At 63.7% G+C, this 15311-nt stretch carries 16 protein-coding genes; 6 read left to right on the top strand and 10 right to left on the bottom strand.

The window, feature by feature from the left end; genetic code table 11:
* Positions 1–32: 32 nt before the first annotated feature.
* Positions 33–1865, bottom strand: coding sequence for an ABC transporter ATP-binding protein/permease (locus tag H6955_04495; GenBank protein MCP5312788.1), 1833 nt, complete (start codon positions 1863–1865; stop codon positions 33–35).
* 65 nt (positions 1866–1930) lie between these two features.
* On the opposite strand from H6955_04495, the gene H6955_04500 reads away from it, so the two are divergent.
* Both H6955_04500 and H6955_04505 read left to right on the top strand, forming a co-directional pair.
* Positions 1931–2293 carry a S24 family peptidase gene (locus H6955_04500; protein ID MCP5312789.1) on the top strand — a complete coding sequence of 121 codons (363 nt, stop codon included), beginning with the start codon at positions 1931–1933 and terminating at the stop codon, positions 2291–2293.
* 172 nt (positions 2294–2465) lie between these two features.
* Complete coding sequence (locus tag H6955_04505; protein MCP5312790.1) at positions 2466–3002, top strand: hypothetical protein; 537 nt, start codon at positions 2466–2468, stop codon at positions 3000–3002.
* Between the two features lie 2 nt (positions 3003–3004).
* Here the strand turns inward: H6955_04505 and H6955_04510 are convergent, their stop codons facing one another.
* The gene (locus H6955_04510; GenBank protein MCP5312791.1) at positions 3005–3832 is read right to left on the bottom strand and encodes a cobalamin biosynthesis protein CbiX; all 828 of its coding nucleotides are present in this window, start codon (positions 3830–3832) and stop codon (positions 3005–3007) included.
* A gap of 177 nt (positions 3833–4009) precedes the next feature.
* Here H6955_04510 and H6955_04515 point away from each other — a divergent pair, with 177 nt between their 5' ends.
* Positions 4010–4618 (top strand): DUF4202 domain-containing protein, encoded by a 609-nt coding sequence (locus H6955_04515; protein ID MCP5312792.1) that lies wholly within the window; start codon positions 4010–4012, stop codon positions 4616–4618.
* Positions 4619–4657: 39 nt separating this feature from the next.
* On the opposite strand, the gene H6955_04520 is transcribed toward H6955_04515, so the two are convergent.
* Together H6955_04520 and pepN are read right to left on the bottom strand one after the other, a co-directional pair.
* A complete protein-coding gene (locus H6955_04520) occupies positions 4658–5548 on the bottom strand; it encodes a prenyltransferase (protein MCP5312793.1) in 891 nt (296 codons plus the stop codon).
* 15 nt (positions 5549–5563) lie between these two features.
* Complete coding sequence (gene pepN / locus H6955_04525; protein MCP5312794.1) at positions 5564–8203, bottom strand: aminopeptidase N; 2640 nt, start codon at positions 8201–8203, stop codon at positions 5564–5566.
* Between the two features lie 161 nt (positions 8204–8364).
* Here pepN and grxC point away from each other — a divergent pair, with 161 nt between their 5' ends.
* The 3 genes from grxC (at position 8365) to H6955_04540 (ending at position 9663) form a co-directional block, all read left to right on the top strand.
* Positions 8365–8682 (top strand): glutaredoxin 3, encoded by a 318-nt coding sequence (grxC, locus tag H6955_04530; protein MCP5312795.1) that lies wholly within the window; start codon positions 8365–8367, stop codon positions 8680–8682.
* 41 nt (positions 8683–8723) lie between these two features.
* On the top strand, positions 8724–9101 hold the full coding sequence (locus H6955_04535) for an RNA-binding S4 domain-containing protein (GenBank protein ID MCP5312796.1): 378 nt from the start codon (positions 8724–8726) through the stop codon (positions 9099–9101).
* Positions 9102–9210: 109 nt separating this feature from the next.
* Positions 9211–9663, top strand: a complete 453-nt coding sequence (locus tag H6955_04540; protein ID MCP5312797.1) for a hypothetical protein — start codon at positions 9211–9213, stop codon at positions 9661–9663.
* A gap of 53 nt (positions 9664–9716) precedes the next feature.
* Here the strand turns inward: H6955_04540 and H6955_04545 are convergent, their stop codons facing one another.
* The 6 genes from H6955_04545 to napF all read right to left on the bottom strand — a co-directional run bounded on the left by H6955_04545 (position 9717) and on the right by napF (position 15239).
* Positions 9717–10157, bottom strand: coding sequence for a nitrate reductase cytochrome c-type subunit (locus tag H6955_04545; protein ID MCP5312798.1), 441 nt, complete (start codon positions 10155–10157; stop codon positions 9717–9719).
* Entirely contained in the window at positions 10154–11059 is a 906-nt protein-coding gene (napH, locus tag H6955_04550) for a quinol dehydrogenase ferredoxin subunit NapH (protein ID MCP5312799.1), read from the bottom strand. The genes H6955_04545 and napH overlap by 4 nt, the downstream gene beginning before the upstream one ends.
* The gene (gene napG / locus H6955_04555; protein MCP5312800.1) at positions 11059–11964 is read right to left on the bottom strand and encodes a ferredoxin-type protein NapG; all 906 of its coding nucleotides are present in this window, start codon (positions 11962–11964) and stop codon (positions 11059–11061) included. Before napG ends, napH begins: the two co-directional genes overlap by 1 nt.
* A gap of 61 nt (positions 11965–12025) precedes the next feature.
* Positions 12026–14569 carry a nitrate reductase catalytic subunit NapA gene (gene napA / locus H6955_04560; protein ID MCP5312801.1) on the bottom strand — a complete coding sequence of 848 codons (2544 nt, stop codon included), beginning with the start codon at positions 14567–14569 and terminating at the stop codon, positions 12026–12028.
* The gene (locus H6955_04565) at positions 14566–14829 is read right to left on the bottom strand and encodes a chaperone NapD (GenBank protein MCP5312802.1); all 264 of its coding nucleotides are present in this window, start codon (positions 14827–14829) and stop codon (positions 14566–14568) included. Before H6955_04565 ends, napA begins: the two co-directional genes overlap by 4 nt.
* Positions 14826–15239, bottom strand: coding sequence for a ferredoxin-type protein NapF (gene napF / locus H6955_04570; GenBank protein MCP5312803.1), 414 nt, complete (start codon positions 15237–15239; stop codon positions 14826–14828). Before napF ends, H6955_04565 begins: the two co-directional genes overlap by 4 nt.
* Between the last annotated feature and the right edge of the window lie 72 nt (positions 15240–15311).

The raw sequence follows: 15311 nt of genomic DNA on the forward strand, positions 1-15311 counted from the left end.
ATTACACGCCAGAAACGACCTCGCACCCGGACTCACGACGCCTCCGTGGCAGGGTTCAACACGGCCTCTTCCCGCTCACGGCGCTGCAGTTCCCACATCTCCCGGTAGACCCCGTGTGCGGCCAGCAGCTGGGCATGGCTGCCACGTTCGATCACATGCCCGCCCGACATCACCAGGATCTGGTCCGCGTCGACCACGGTGGAGAGACGGTGCGCGATCACCAGCGTGGTGTGCCGCGCCGCCACCTCGGCCAGGGTCTCCTGGATCGCCTGCTCGGTGCGTGTATCGAGCGATGAGGTCGCCTCGTCGAAGATCAGGATCTGCGGCTGCTTGAGTATCGCGCGCGCTATCGCGACGCGCTGCTTTTCGCCGCCGGACAGCTTCAAGCCCCGTTCGCCGACCACGCTGTCCCAGCCGTCCGGCAACCCCTCGATGAAATCGAGGATATGCGCCATCTTGGCGGCATGGCGCACCTCCTCTCGGCTCGCACCCGGTCTTCCGTAGGCGATGTTGTAATAGATGCTCTCATTGAACAGCACGGTATCCTGCGGGACTATCCCAATCGCCGCGCGCAGGCTGTCCTGGGTCACCTCGCGCACATCCTGTCCGTCGATCGTTACTGCACCGGCGTTGACGTCATAGAAGCGGTAGATCAAACGGGCCAGGGTCGATTTGCCCGCTCCGCTGTGTCCGACAACCGCCACTTTTTTGCCCGCAGGCACCTCCAGATCGAGGCCGTGCAGGATCCGCCGTTCCGGCTGGTAGCCGAAATCGACCCCGTCGAATCGGATACTGCCACCGCTGACGACCAGGTCCCGTGCGCTCGGCGCGTCGGTGATCTCGGGTGCGCGCTCCAGCAGTTTGAAGATCAGATCCATGTCCGCCAGCGAATACTTGATCTGCCGATACACGATGCCCAGGAAGCCGAGCGGAATGAACAGCTGCAGCAGGAACGCATTCAACAGCACCAGGTCACCGATGCTGATCTCACCGGCGACCACGCCGCGCATTGCCAGATACATCACCAGGGTCACCCCGAGCGCGATCACCGCTCCCTGGCCGAAGTTGAGGATCGACATCGAGGTCTGGCTCTTGACCGCCCAGCCCTCCCAATCCGCGAGGGTGCCGTCATAGCGGGCCAGTTCCATGCGCTCGTTGCCGAAGTACTTGACGGTCTCGTAGTTGATCAGGCTGTCGAACGCCTGGGTGTTGGCCTGCGAATCCAGCCGGTTCATGAAATGCCTGAAATCCATGCGCCACTCGGTGATCGCAAAGGTCACGAGCACGTACACCACGACCGAGCCGAACATCGCCAGCGCAAAGGCCGGCGCATAGTCACGCAACAGTATGAACGCCACCAGAGTGAACTCGACGAGGATGGGAAGTACGCTGAACGCCATATAGTTCAGGATCTGGCTGACCGATCGGGTGCCGCGCTCGAGGTCTCGGCTGACTGCGCCGGTCTTGCGATCGAGATGGAAGCGCAGCGACAGCCGGTGCAGGTGTTCCAGCACCCGGGTCGAGAGGCGGCGCATCGCCCGGTAACGCACTTTCGCAAACACCACGTCGCGCAGTTCGTTGAACAGCGACGCACTGAGCTTCAGGGCGCCGTAGGCGACCAGCAGGGACACCGGCAGCACCGCGGCGAGTACCGCAGGGTCGTCCTTGGCGTGTTCGAAATGCTCGACGATGTGCTTGAGCACGACCGGCACCCCGACATTGGCCACCTTCGACAGTATCAGGCAGCCCAGGGCGAACAGTGCGCGGCCGCGAAACTCCCACAGAAACGGCAGCATCCCCTTGAGGTTGTGCCAATCCCGGCGATCCTTGTGGACTTGAGGCGCACTGCCCCCCATATTCATCATGATAGAATTCTCAGCAATTTCAGAAGGTTCGCGCCGGGCGCAACCAGCTTAGCAGAGTCACCGGGATGCAAAAGCCTCCAATCAACGACCCTTTGAGCAGCTGCAGCAGCTCCGAACCCTTCGCGCTGCAGGTGATCGGCGACAGCATGGAACCGGAGTTTCCGGACGCCTGCATCGTCGTGATCGAACCCACCGACTGGTGTCAGCACGGCATGTTCATCATGGCGCTGGTCGAGGGCGTACGCTGGTTCCGCCAGTACCTGAAGGATGCCGGGGGCGAACGCCTGGTGGCCCTCAACGACCTCTACCCGCCGATCGACCTGACCGGCCTGGATTGGAAGGTCGAAGGCATCATCATGCAGCGCACGCTGCGCCGCCACCAGACACCGTCCGGCCGACGCGAGGTCAAACACTATAAATACGCCTGAGCGATGCCCGCCACCACGCCGGCCGCGGAAGCGAATTGCCGATGCCGATGCCGATGCCGATGCCGAAATCAGACCCGGCGCGAGCGACGCAGCGCCCTGGGAACCTAAACATCTTCAAAACAGCGCCTCGTTCGTGCGAGCATTGTCCGGCACAACCAGATCCGGAGTGATGATGCCGTTTCGCAAGATCGTGCTTTTCGCCGCTTTGGCAGGTACCCAGGTCGCCGCTGCCGACATCTCCGCAGTGACCTCGGATGGTCGCGCCGTCACGCTGCGCGCCGACGGCACCTGGTCCTTCGTGACCGAACCCGGGGCACCTGCAGTGGATGGCCAGCACCTGGCCAAGCTGACCCTGGAACACAAGGTGAACCTCGCGCGCGGCTGTCGCCTCGGGCTGCGTCTGCAAAACGACCTGTCCGACCAGATCCGCACCATGGTGCTGCGTTTCACCGCTTTCAAGGAAGACCAGATCGCGTTCGAGACGGTCAGCCGCGGCTATTCCTATATCAAGCCGACCGCGTCTCAATACCAGGAGATCAGTTTCCGCGGAATCGACTGCGACGAGATACGTGCCGTCGAGGTCAGCGCCGCCCGCAACTGCCATGTCGGCGATCTGACCAAGTACACCGCCACCGCCGAGCACTGCCTCAAGTTGATCGACGTCGCACCCAGCTCGATGCTGCCGATCCACAAGGAAAAGGGCGAATGAGCCTAGTGCGCCGCTTCCAGCCGACGGCAAAGTAGATCGATCAACCTCGGATGCTCGCCGATCAACGGCGAGATCACGATGCGCAGTCCGGGATGTTCCGACTGCGCGTCGGCACAGATCTCGGCGACGTCACCACCGGGACCGGCGTGGCGTCCCGGGCCCAGGAACATCATCGCAACGACCACCGCCGCTTCGGGTTCGGCGGTGGCGATGTCCCTGAGCAGATGGCCCAACAGCGGCCCGTTGAAATCGTACTCCGCACCCGGACGGCGTTCCATGACCGCCTCGGCCAGCCGCACCCCGCGCGGGAGACGCGTGCACAACTGCGACGCGGTTATGTTACGAACCGCGGTGACGTCGGGCGACGGAGAACCATGGTCGACGAGCACGACGTGGGTCGGGTCGTCACCCAGCCGGGCACCGGCCTCCGCGATATGTTGTTCGAGTATCTCGACCAACAGCGGTTCACCCTCGGGCAACGGCACCAGTTCGTCCGCGACACGCAGGTCGAAGGCACCGAATTCCCCGGTCAGTTCTGCGACCAGCTGGGGTACGTAAGCGGTGAGTGCACGGCTCTTGCCGAACAACAGCGGGAGCAGGATGAAGTCGCGGCGCCCAGCAACCAGCCGATCGCGCAGCACGCCAGCCAACAGCTGCGCCGGCCGCCCTTCCAGGTCCGCAGGGGGAATCTTGTCCGCGTGCTGCAAGGACACCGCGTGGACGGGCTCACCACAGGCCGTACTCAAAGCGTTCGCGATCGCACGCAGGCGGAGTGTCGCCGCCGCACGCTTCGAACCGTTGTCGACCAGCAGGATATCAGCTTGGGACATGCCTCCTCCAAGACCAGGCCGTCGAACCGGCACGCGATACACCGACCAGCGGGTGCCGACCGGCCCGATTGTCCGCCATGCACCCCGCGACGTTTAACCCGCAATGCACAATGTTGTATCGCATGCAGACCCGGCACGGGACGGTAAAATGCCGAAAATTTTGTTTTGGAAAGGACCATGACACAGCAAGAGACGTACACCCGCGCGGTCGCGCTGATCGATGCCGCGAATGCCCAGGATCCGAATTCGGAGTCGGCCGAGGGACGCGACTGGCCAAAGGAGCTGTTGTACTCGATGCGCATGTCCGAAATGCTCGAGCGCTATGCACCGGATGCCGACGACGCACAGAAGCTGGCGATCCGCGCGCAGCATATCCAGCGCTGGAAATCTCCCCGCAGCGACTTCCCGGAAGGTCGCCAGGGCTACCTGCAGTGGCGCACCGGCCTCTACAAATTTCACGCCGAGACCGCGGCCACGTTGCTCGCCGAGGCCGGTTACGACGAGCAGACGATCGAGCGGGTGCGCCAGGCCGTCGGCAAACGCGCACTGAAGGTCAACCGGGACACGCAGCTGCTGGAAGATGTCACGGACCTGGTGTTCATCGAGCACTACATGCTCGCGTTCGCCCAGAAACACCCGGAGTACGACGAGGCCAAGTGGCTCGACATCGTACGCAAGACCTGGAAGAAGATGTCGGAAGCTGCACAGCAGTTCGCGTTGTCGGGCAAGATCCGCCTACCCGAACCCCTGATACCGCTGATCCAGAAGGCGGTCTCAGGCGCCTGAGTCGGGCGTGCCGCGGCGCACGCGGCACCGGGGTCGCTGTCAGCCGAGGCTGGCCAAAGGTGCTGCGATCACCAGCAGCAGTGCGATTACGACAAAGCCGCTGGCTGCACCCAACACGCGTTTCGGATTGATCGGGCCGCTGTGTGACCGCCATGCCAGGACCATCGCGAGCAATGCGATGGCGATGCCGATGGCGTCGGTGCGCGAAGACAGCAGGGACGCGGCCAATGCGCCGAGAAACACAATGAACAGCCAGCGCGCAACCCGTACGGTACGCGCCGCGCCGAAACGGACCGCGAACGACAACTTGCCAGCGGACCGGTCGGTATCGATCTGCGGCGGTTGGTGCGACAGCAGCAGGGCCACCGCGAGCGCCGCGAATGCGAGCATGCCCGCGACCATCTCCGTTCCGACCCCCAGTCCACCCACCAGCCACAGGCAGCCGAACACACCCGGACCGTAGCAGATACCGGTCACCCACTCGCCGAGATGGGTGTACGACAACGGCCGTGGACCGGCGTTGTACAGGTAGCCTAGCCCCACCAGCGGCAACGCCACCCACAACAGCCACCACTGCTCGCGCAACCACAACACCGCCAGGCCGAGCAGGCCACCCGCGAGCAGGCTCGCCGCACCGTGCCACGATGCGACACTCGGACGCCCCCGATGCACGCGAACCCAGGAGTCGTGTTTTTCGACATCGGCACCAAGCCGCCAGTCGGCGGCATCGTTGAACAGGTTGATGGCGTGCTGCAGCAGGACCACGGCGACCGTGGCAAGCGCGACACCGAGGGGATCCGGCACCGACCATTGCGCGAGCAGCGGCACACCCAGACCCGGCAGTACCGAGACGAGGTAGATCGGTGGGTTCAATGCCAGGCGCCACGAGACGACCGGCGGCGCCGCCCGCTCGGCCGACATCTCAGGCATCACCGCCCCCGTGCGTCATTCCCGACCCAGGCTCTTGGTCGCAATCTCGTAGACATCCTTGGACACCCTGGCCGCGACGATGCGTTCCAGCACCGCGCGCATGCGGGCCTGGCGGGCCTCGTCGTAGCGTTGCCAACGCGCCATGGCACGCAGCAGGCGCGCAGCGATCTGCGGGTTGGCAGAATCCAGGGCCAGGACCTGCTCGCCGAGGAATTCATAACCGCTGCCGTCGGCGGCATGGAAGCGAACCGGGTTGGCGCCGGTGAAACTCCCGATCAGCGCGCGCACCTTGTTCGGATTGCGCATCGAAAAAGCCGGATGTTGCATCAAGTGGTTTACCTCGGTGAGCACATCCGGACGGTCGGCCATCGCCTGTACCGCGAACCACTTGTCCATCACCAGCGGGTCGTTGCGCCAGCGCGCCTCGAAATCCGCGAGGACCCCGTCGCGCGCGGGATGGCCGCTGTCGGCGAGCAAACCCATCGCCGCCATCACGTCGGTCATGTTGTGCTGTCGCCGGTACTGCGCTTCACACAGATCACCACCGGCGGTGCCGCCGGCCGCAACCAGATAGCCGAGTGCACGGTTCTTCAGGCTACGCCGACCGATCTGCTCGGGCACCGGCCGATACGGCTCGTTGTCCTCGAGACGCCGGTAGAGTGCGAGCAGTTCGCTACCCAGGCGTGTTCCGACCGCGACACGCAGGGTTTCGCGCGCCAGGTGCAGCGCATCGATGTCCACCACCGGCATGAAGTCACCGAGATAGCCGATCGAGGGCAGGCTCAGGACCTCCGCGATCAGCGCGGGCTCGGCATCCTGACTGGACAACGCAGCGTGGATCGCGGCGACCAAGCCGTCCGCGACATCCATTTCGGTGCCTTCACGGTAGTCCTGGACCATGCGCAGTATCACCCGCCGGATCAGGGTCTGAGCCGCATCCCAGCGATTGAAGCCGTCGCCGTCATGCGCCATCAGGAACATCAGCTGCTCGTCGCTGTAGTCATAGTCGAGCTTGACCGGCGCGCTGAAACCACGCAGCAGCGACGGCACGGGCAGTTCGTTTACCCCGTGAAACACGAAACGCTGGCGTCCCTCGGTGAGTTGCAGCGTGTGTTCCGTCGAAGTCTGCTGCGGGTCGCCGAGATGAACGGCGAGGTCGTGTCCGTCGGCACCGACCAGCGCGGTCACGACCGGCACCAGAAACGGTGGCTTGTCGTGCTGGCCCGGCGTATCCGGAACCGATTGTTCAATGTCCAGCGTGTAGGTAGCGGCCTGCGCATCGTAGGCCGTCTGCACACGCAGCTGAGGCGTTCCGGCATAGTCGTACCAATGCTGGATCTGCGCGAGGTCGCGACCCGAGGCATCCGCCATGCAACGCACGAAATCCTCGGTCGTTACCGCCTGACCGTCGTGCCGCTCGAAATACAGATCGGTGGCCTTGCGGAAATCGGCGGGCCCCAGCAGATTGGCCTGCATGCGCACGACCTCGGCGCCTTTTTCGTACACCGTCACGGTGTAGAAGTTGTTGATCTCGATATACGCAGCCGGCCGTATCGGATGCGCCATCGGCCCGGCGTCTTCGGCGAACTGATGCGCACGCAACAGCCGTACGTCTTCGATGCGCTTGACGCCGCGCGCACCCATATCGGCCGAGAACTCCTGGTCGCGATATACGGTGAAGCCCTCTTTCAACGACAACTGGAACCAATCGCGGCAGGTGATGCGGTTGCCGGTCCAGTTGTGGAAGTACTCGTGCGCTATCACGCCTTCGATGCCGAGAAAGTCCTGGTCGGTCGCCGTGTCCGGGCGTGCAAGCACGAACTTCGAATTGAAGATGTTGAGCCCCTTGTTCTCCATGGCCCCCATGTTGAAATCGTTGACCGCAACGATGTTGTACACGTCGAGATCGTATTCGCGCCCGTACTTCTCCTCGTCCCAACGCATCGCATTGCCCAGCGAGCGCAGCGCGTGCTCGCAACGATCGATGTTTTCCGGTTCGACATATACGCGCAGCCGCACTGCGTGTCCCGAAGGTGTCTCGTGACGGCCCTCGACAAAACGCAGGTCGCCGGCGACCAGGGCGAACAGATAGCTGGGTTTCGGAAACGGATCGTCCCATTCCGCATAGTGCCGGCCGTCCGGCAGCTCGCCCGCCTCGCGCGGATTGCCGTTCGACAACAGCACCGGGAATGCAGTCTTGTCCGCCTCGATGCGCACCGTGTAGCGCGCCATTACGTCGGGCCGGTCGATGAACCACGTGATCTTGCGAAAACCTTCCGGCTCGCATTGGGTGCAGAAGATTCCGCCGGACCGATACAGTCCCTCGAGCGCGGTATTGCGCTCGGGCGCGATGCGCACCTCGGTTTCCAGCACGCAGGCCTCTGGCGGATCGAACAGTGTCAGGGACTCGCCATCGATCCGATAACGCTGGGTCGACAGCTCGCTGCCGTCAAGGCGCACCCAGACCGGTTCGAGGCCCTCGCCGTCCAGGCGCAGCGGCCCCCCCGGTCCCAGTGGATTACGCCGCAATGCCAGGCGGGCAACCACCCGGGTACCCTGTTCACGCAGGTCGAACGTGAGATCCGCGGTATCGACCAGGTAGGACGGCGGCTGATACTCGGACAGTTTGATGGTGCGCGGCGAGGCCTCTTTCATCTCGATTCCAGTCTAATGAATTGGGTCGACCGATCGATGATAACGACCGGCCTGCAAGCGGCCAAATGCCGCCAACCCCTGACATGGGATGGGTAAAGACCCCGGTTTCACGGCCGGGCGCCGATTGTTACGATGCACCATCAGCCAAAGGAGGACACAGCATGCCGGAGATCATCATGTACACGACCGGGATGTGCCCTTACTGTGTGCGGGCCAAGATGTTGTTGCAGCGCAAGGGCATGAACTGGGAAGAGAAGCGCATCGATCTCGACCACAGCCTCATGGGGGAAATGATGCAGCGCAGCAAACGCCGCACCGTGCCTCAGATCTTCATCGACGACTACCACGTTGGCGGCTACGACGACATGGCGGAGATGGACGCGATGGGCCGGCTAGACCCGATGCTCGGCCTGGCGCCGGCAGGCCTGCCCGGTGATGCCGCACATACCCTGGACGCGTCCGAGGACGCACCTACCTGAATCCCTGGACGAGCGGGCGCATGCCAGACAACGGCGAAAAGATGCGCCTCGACAAATGGCTCTGGGCGGCCCGGTTCTACAAGACGCGTTCGCTGGCCGCGGAGGCCGTGGATGGCGGCAAGGTGCATCTCAACGGGCAGCGCAGCAAGCCCGGCAAGGAGGTGCGGATCGGCAGTCGGTTGACGATCAGCAAGGACGGCCTGGAATGGCAGATCGAAGTCGCCGTCCTCCCCACGCAGCGCCGCCCCGCCGCCGAGGCACGCGATTTCTACATCGAGACCGACCAAAGCCGGCGCAATCGCGAACTGGCCAGCGAGGCACTGAGGGCGGCCCGCCTCGCCACGCCTCTGCAGACCGCGACCAAACCCAGCAAACGGGACCGCCGGTTGATCCACCGCTTCAAACAGGATCGCCAGTGAAGACCGCGGCATGGTGCTGCGCCGGGCGCGGCGGGTACGACCCGCACGCAGAGATCAACCGTCATCCACGCCCGTTTCAACGGCAATCCCGGCCTCGTGCCTGACCCCGATGGATCAGGATGCCTTTCGCCAGACCTACCGCGAAGTCAACGAGGTGTATTGCGCGTTCGAAAAGAGCGTGCTGACCAACGAGTGCGGCTGCCATTGCGCCGAGCGGTTCTGTATCGCGGAACGTGAAGGTGTGCATTGCCGCTGCGCACCGAGCCAGGCGCGCTGTCTGCGCTGGCTGGAACTGCTGCGCGAACAGGCGCGCTTCGCGTTGCGCACAGAGGAAGAACGCAGGATGTTGCCGCACGGCAAGGCGATCCGCCTGCAGGTGGGCGGGATGCGGGGCCTGCTGCGACTGCTGGACGACTCGGTGGAACACACCATCGGCGACATCGATGCCGTGCTGGGCGCGGCGGCTTCCCGCTACGGCGCCTTGGAGAAGGTACCGTTCTCGGAGATCATGCGTGACGTCGTGGCCTACCAGGTGCGCAGACGCTCACGACGGCGCCGGTGAATCCGGGCGTCCCGGTCATCCCTGACCGGGCCACGGAGGTGTAGGACGCCGGTCTATTTCGACAGCGACGTGAAGGTATTGCCGACCAGCGGCTGTGCATCGATCTGCGGCACGTGGCACTGGGTGCAGAAGTGGCGACTTCCGGCCGGATGGTCGAGTTTCTTGCCGTCGCGATCGACGAAATGCGACTCGCCCATCTCAACCGACTTGGCCTTGTCCTTGCCGGGCTGCTTCATGTGGCAGTCGAGGCACTTGTTTTCCTTCAGGTTGATCGTGTAGTCGTCGTTCCTGTGCGGGATCAGCGGCGGCTGCTGCTTGAAGGTCCGGTCGATGTTCTCTTTGTCGTTGATGAACCGCTCCATCTCCGGTGGCGGTGGTTCTCCTCCGGGTATGGCCGCAGCACCACGCAGTGAAGCGATTTCAGCCGTCGCCTGACCGGCGAGTCCGGCCAGAAAGACCGAGAACAGGAAAACAAGATAGACAGACCGCTTCATGACGACACCTCACTTTTATGGTTCACGCCGGTTACCGCTTGGCTTGCGTTGTTGGAAAATCGCGTACTGAATGCAAAGACATCACGCGCGCAGACATCGATGCAGCGACCGCAGTTGGTACAGTGGCCCGACAGGATCACGGGCCCGTTGCCCTTTTCCGCACCCTTCAGTGCCGGTCGGATCACCTGGTGTTCCGGGCATACCGCGAAACAGTCCATGCAGTCGTCGCACTGCTCGCGTTTCAGCGCCGTGACGCGCAGCACCGCGCCTTCGCCGAGCAGTCCGTAGAAGGCACCGACCGGACACAGATGGCCGCACCAGGCCCGTCGGCCGACAAACAGATCGAGCAGGAAGACCGCGGCCACAATGCCCCACGCGAGGCCCATACCGAATACCAGGCCGCGGTAGACCATCGACACCGGGTTGATCAGCTCCCAGGCGATGCTGCCGCTGATCCAGGAGACGACCAGGACCGCACCGAGCAACCAGTAACGGGTCTTCTCCGTGAAGTGCGCCCCGCCCTTGATGCGCAGTTTGCGCCGCAACCATTCCGCAGCGTCGGTGACGATGTTCACCGGGCACACCCAGCTGCAATACACGCGCCCGCCCACCACCAGGTAGAACAGCAGAACGATCAATCCGCCTATCAACGCGGCACTGGCCGGCATGTGTCCGCTGAACAGCGACTGAAGCAATACCAGGGGGTCGGAAAGCGGCAGGGTGTCCAGCGTCAGGCTCGATGCGAGGTTGCCCTTGACGATCCAGGTACCAAACCAGGGCCCGGCCAGAAACAGCGCCAGGATCAACAGCTGGGACAGGCGTCGCAGGATCAGAAAACGATGCGCCTTCCACCAGCCGTTGACCTTGATCGCCTCGGCGCCTGGGTTGCCGCCGGGTTCCATCAGAGGCCTCCCTTGCGGTTCAGCGTATCCAGCGGATTGGCTGAAAACGGCGAGGCCGGCGGTTCTGGCGCCATCGGACGCGGCGGCGGCGACGGCATCGCCGGTCCCTCACCCACGATCAGCCCACGACCGCCATGCTCGTAACGCACGCCGCCGGGCAGGTTGTACTCGTGCGGCAGGTCCGGCGTGACCAATGCCTTGCCGGCCTCGGCCTTCTGCTCCCAGCCCAGCCTGTAATGGCGACCCAGCATGCCCTTCGCGAGGGCGATCGGAAATACCTTGATGGCCGCCTCTTCGAGGATGCAGGCCTTTTCGCATTTGCCGCAGCCGGTGCAGGCGGCCGAATGCACGACCGGAATGAAGAACGCGTGCTTGCCGCTGCGTGTGTTGTGCTGGTAGTCGAGCGTGATCGCCTCGCCCCGCACCGGGCAGACATTGAAACAGACCTCGCAACGCAGGCCCTGGAATGCGATGCAGGCCTCGTGGTCGACGACGACCGCGAGGCCCATACGCGCTTCGTTGATATCCCGCAGTGCTGGATCGAGCGCGCCGGTCGGACATGCCTTGACGCACGGGATGTCGTCGCACATCTCGCACGGCACCTCGCGGGCCTCGAAATACGGCGTGCCGAGTGCGACGTCGTCGCCCAGTTCGGCCAGTTTCAAGGTGTCGTAGGGGCAGTCGCGGACGCACAGGCCGCAACGGACACAGGCCGCCTGGAACGACTGTTCGTCGGCGGCGCCGGGTGGCCGGATTGCGGTGGCCGGCAGTGCCCGCGCCTGCCGCTGATAGACACCCAGGGTGACGGCAACCAGTCCGACGCCCACGGCGGTGCGCAGCGTATCGGCGAGGAACCGCCGACGCGCCGTATTCACGCCACTGGTGTCTTTGTCGCTCGTGCTCATCGCGTCACCCCCACACCGGTTCGGGGCCGCGCCGGCGGCCTCCGAACCCTGCGCATACCGCTCAGGCCGGCATCACCTTCACCGCGGTCTTTTTGAAGTCCGTTTCTTTAGACAGCGGGTCGGTCGCATCCAGCACCAGCTTGTTGACCAGGCGGCCGGCATCGAAGAAGGGAACGAACACCATACCTTCCGGCATCTTGTTACGCCCCTTGGTCTCCACGCGACACACGATCTCACCGCGCCGGCTGACGATCTTCGCCGCGTCGCCGCGCTTCAGGCCGCGCTTCTCGGCGTCTGCCGGGTTCATGTAGACCAGCGCGTCCGGAGCTGCGCGGTACAGCTCGGGAACGCGACGCGTCATCGAGCCGGAATGCCAGTGCTCCAGGATGCGACCTGTGCCCATCCACATGTCGTACTCGGCGTCCGGGGCCTCCGCCGGCGGCTCGTAAGGTGCCGAGATGATATTGGCCCGTCCGTCCGCATTGCCGTAGAACGCGACCTTGGCGCCCTTGGGCACGAACGGGTCATAGCCCTCGCGGTAACGCCACAGCGTTTCCTTGCCGTCTACCACAGGCCAGCGCAGGCCGCGCGCCTTGTGATACTGGTCGAACTCGGCGAGGTCGTGGCCCTTCTTGGGCCCCTGGGTACCGAAGATCCGGTACTCCTCGTACAGACCCTTGTGCAGATAGAAGCCGAAATGCGCCATCTCGTCGTTTTCGTAGACGTTGCCGCGGTCGTCGGTCACCTTCTGCGTCGGATACTTGTTGACCACGCCATTCGCATACAGCACGTCGAACAGGGTCTTGCCGCGGTACTCGGGCATTTTCGCCAGCAGTTCTTCAGGCCAGACCTCCTCCGTCTTGAAGCGCTTCGAGAACTCCACGAACTGCCACAGGTCGGAACGTGACTCGCCCGGCGCCCTGGTCTGCTGGCGCCAGAACTGGGTGCGTCGCTCGGCATTGCCGAATGCACCCTCCTTCTCGGCCCACATCGCGACCGGCAGGATCAGGTCGGCCGCCATCGCCGACACGGTCGGATAGGCCTCCGACACGACGACGAAGTTGGCCGGGTTGCGCCAGCCAGGGTACATCTCTTCGTTGACGTTGGGTCCGGCCTGCATGTTGTTGTTGGTGGTCACCCAGTAGCAGTTCAGCTTGCCGTCTTTCAGCATGCGGCTCTGCAGTACCGCGTGGTAACCGACCTTGCCCGGCAGCGTACCCTCGGGCAGCTTCCAGACCTTCTCGGAGAAATCACGGTGGGGCTTTTTCGCGACCACCAGGTCGGCCGGCAAACGGTGCGCAAAGGTGCCGACCTCGCGCGCGGTACCGCACGCGGACGGCTGACCGGTCAGGGAGAACGGGCCGTTGCCCGGCTCGGAGATCTTGCCGGTCAACAGATGCACGTTGTACATCAGGCCGTTGACCCAGACGCCGCGCACGTGCTGGTTGAAGCCCATGGTCCAGTACGACACGATCTTTTTGCTCGGATCGGCATACAGCTTGGCGAGCCGCTCGAGGTTCTCGACCGGCACACCCGAAAGCTCCGACACGTACTCGGCGGTGTAGGGTTCCAGGTCTTTCTTGTACTGCTCGAAATCGATCTTCGCGAGCTTGCCCTTGCCGGCGTTCTTCGCCGCCTGCTCACGCGGGTCGTTCGGGCGCAGACCGTAGCCGATGTCGGTCGGGGTCTTGGTGAAATTGACGTGTGCGTTGACGAAGTCCCAGTTCACCGCATCGTGCTGAACGATGTAGTTCGCGATGTAGTTGAGGATCGCCAGGTCGGTCTGTGGCTTGAAGATCACACCGTGATCGGCCAGTTCGAAGCTGCGATGTTCGAAGGTCGACAGTACGTGCACCTCACAGCCCGGCTTGGTCAGGCGCGTGTCGGTCAGGCGCGACCACAGCACCGGATGGTTCTCGGCCATGTTCGAGCCCCACAATACGAAGGCGTCGGCGTGTTCCAGGTCGTCGTAGCAGCCCATCGGCTCGTCGGAACCGAAGGCACGGATAAAGGCACCCACCGCCGAGGCCATGCAATGCCGCGCGTTCGGGTCGATGTTGTTGGAGCGGAAGCCGGCCTTGTACAGCTTCGACGCCGCATAGCCCTCGAACACGGTCCACTGGCCGGAACCGAACATGCCGACGCGCGAGGTGATCTCCTCCGGCGGCTTGCCCTTGTTTTCTTCCATGCTCTGCTTGATCGCGGCCTTCCACTTGTCGGCCATGACATCGAACGCCTCGTCCCAAGATACCGGCTCGAAATCACCCTCCTTGTCGTACTTGCCGTTCTTCTTGCGCAACAGCGGCTGGGTCAGGCGGTCCTCGCCGTACATGATCTTCGACAGGAAGTAACCCTTGATGCAGTTCAGTCCGCGGTTGACCGGCGCGTCCGGGTCGCCCTGGGTCGCGACGACACGGCCGTCCTTGGTGCCCACCAACACCGAACAACCCGTGCCACAGAAGCGACATGGTGCCTTGTCCCAGCGTACGCCGCTGTCGTCGTCCGTTTTGGCGATCGCCTGAACCCCGGGGATCGTGATGCCGGCGGCGGCCGCCGTGGCGGCAATGGCGTTGGTCTTGATGAAATCGCGACGTGACTGTTTCATTGTACGGACTCCTCCGGCACGGATTCTGTGTCGATATGGTGGTAGACGAGAGACGACGAAGCGACGCCGTCGAGGGTGGCCAATTCGTTCATGCGGTCGGCACATTCACGATATTCGCTGCCCTCGATGGTGACGACCATGCGGCCGCCGTCGTTAGCATGCAGTTCTACGCCGGCCATGCCGCCGATCGCGTGCGCGACCTTGGCGACATGTTCCGGACGGGACATCAGCAACACGCCGCAGACGTGGTACTCGTTCATGCCGCCTCCTGGATCTGGATGACATGGGTTGGACAGATGGCGATACAGCTGCCGCAGCCGTTGCACAGCGCCGGATCGATCTTCGGCACTGCCCGCCCCCCGGGCTGCAGCTGAAAACGGATGGCACGCGCCTCGCATTCGTCGCCGCAGGCACGGCACGTGATTCCCTGTACGCTCAGGCACGTCTCGTCGATCGCCGCCCGCAAACGCCATGGCGGGTCGAGTCGCCGGTCCAGGGCACCGTATTCGCAGGCATCGACACAGGCGCCGCACCAGCTGCAGCCGCCCCGTTCGAAATCGACTGTCGGAAATCCACCATCACCGGCCACGAGGATTTTTTCCTCGCAGACCTTGATGCACGCGTCACAACGGCGACAGCGTTCGTCGAACGCCGCAACTGCCCACGGCATCCGATTCTCGATGGTTCGACGACTGTATTTAAAAAAAGCCCTTCGCGCGGCGTTGATTGTTGTCATCGCGTT

It is taken from the genome of Chromatiaceae bacterium, assembly GCA_024235395.1.
Lineage (GTDB): Bacteria > Pseudomonadota > Gammaproteobacteria > Chromatiales > Chromatiaceae > Thiosocius.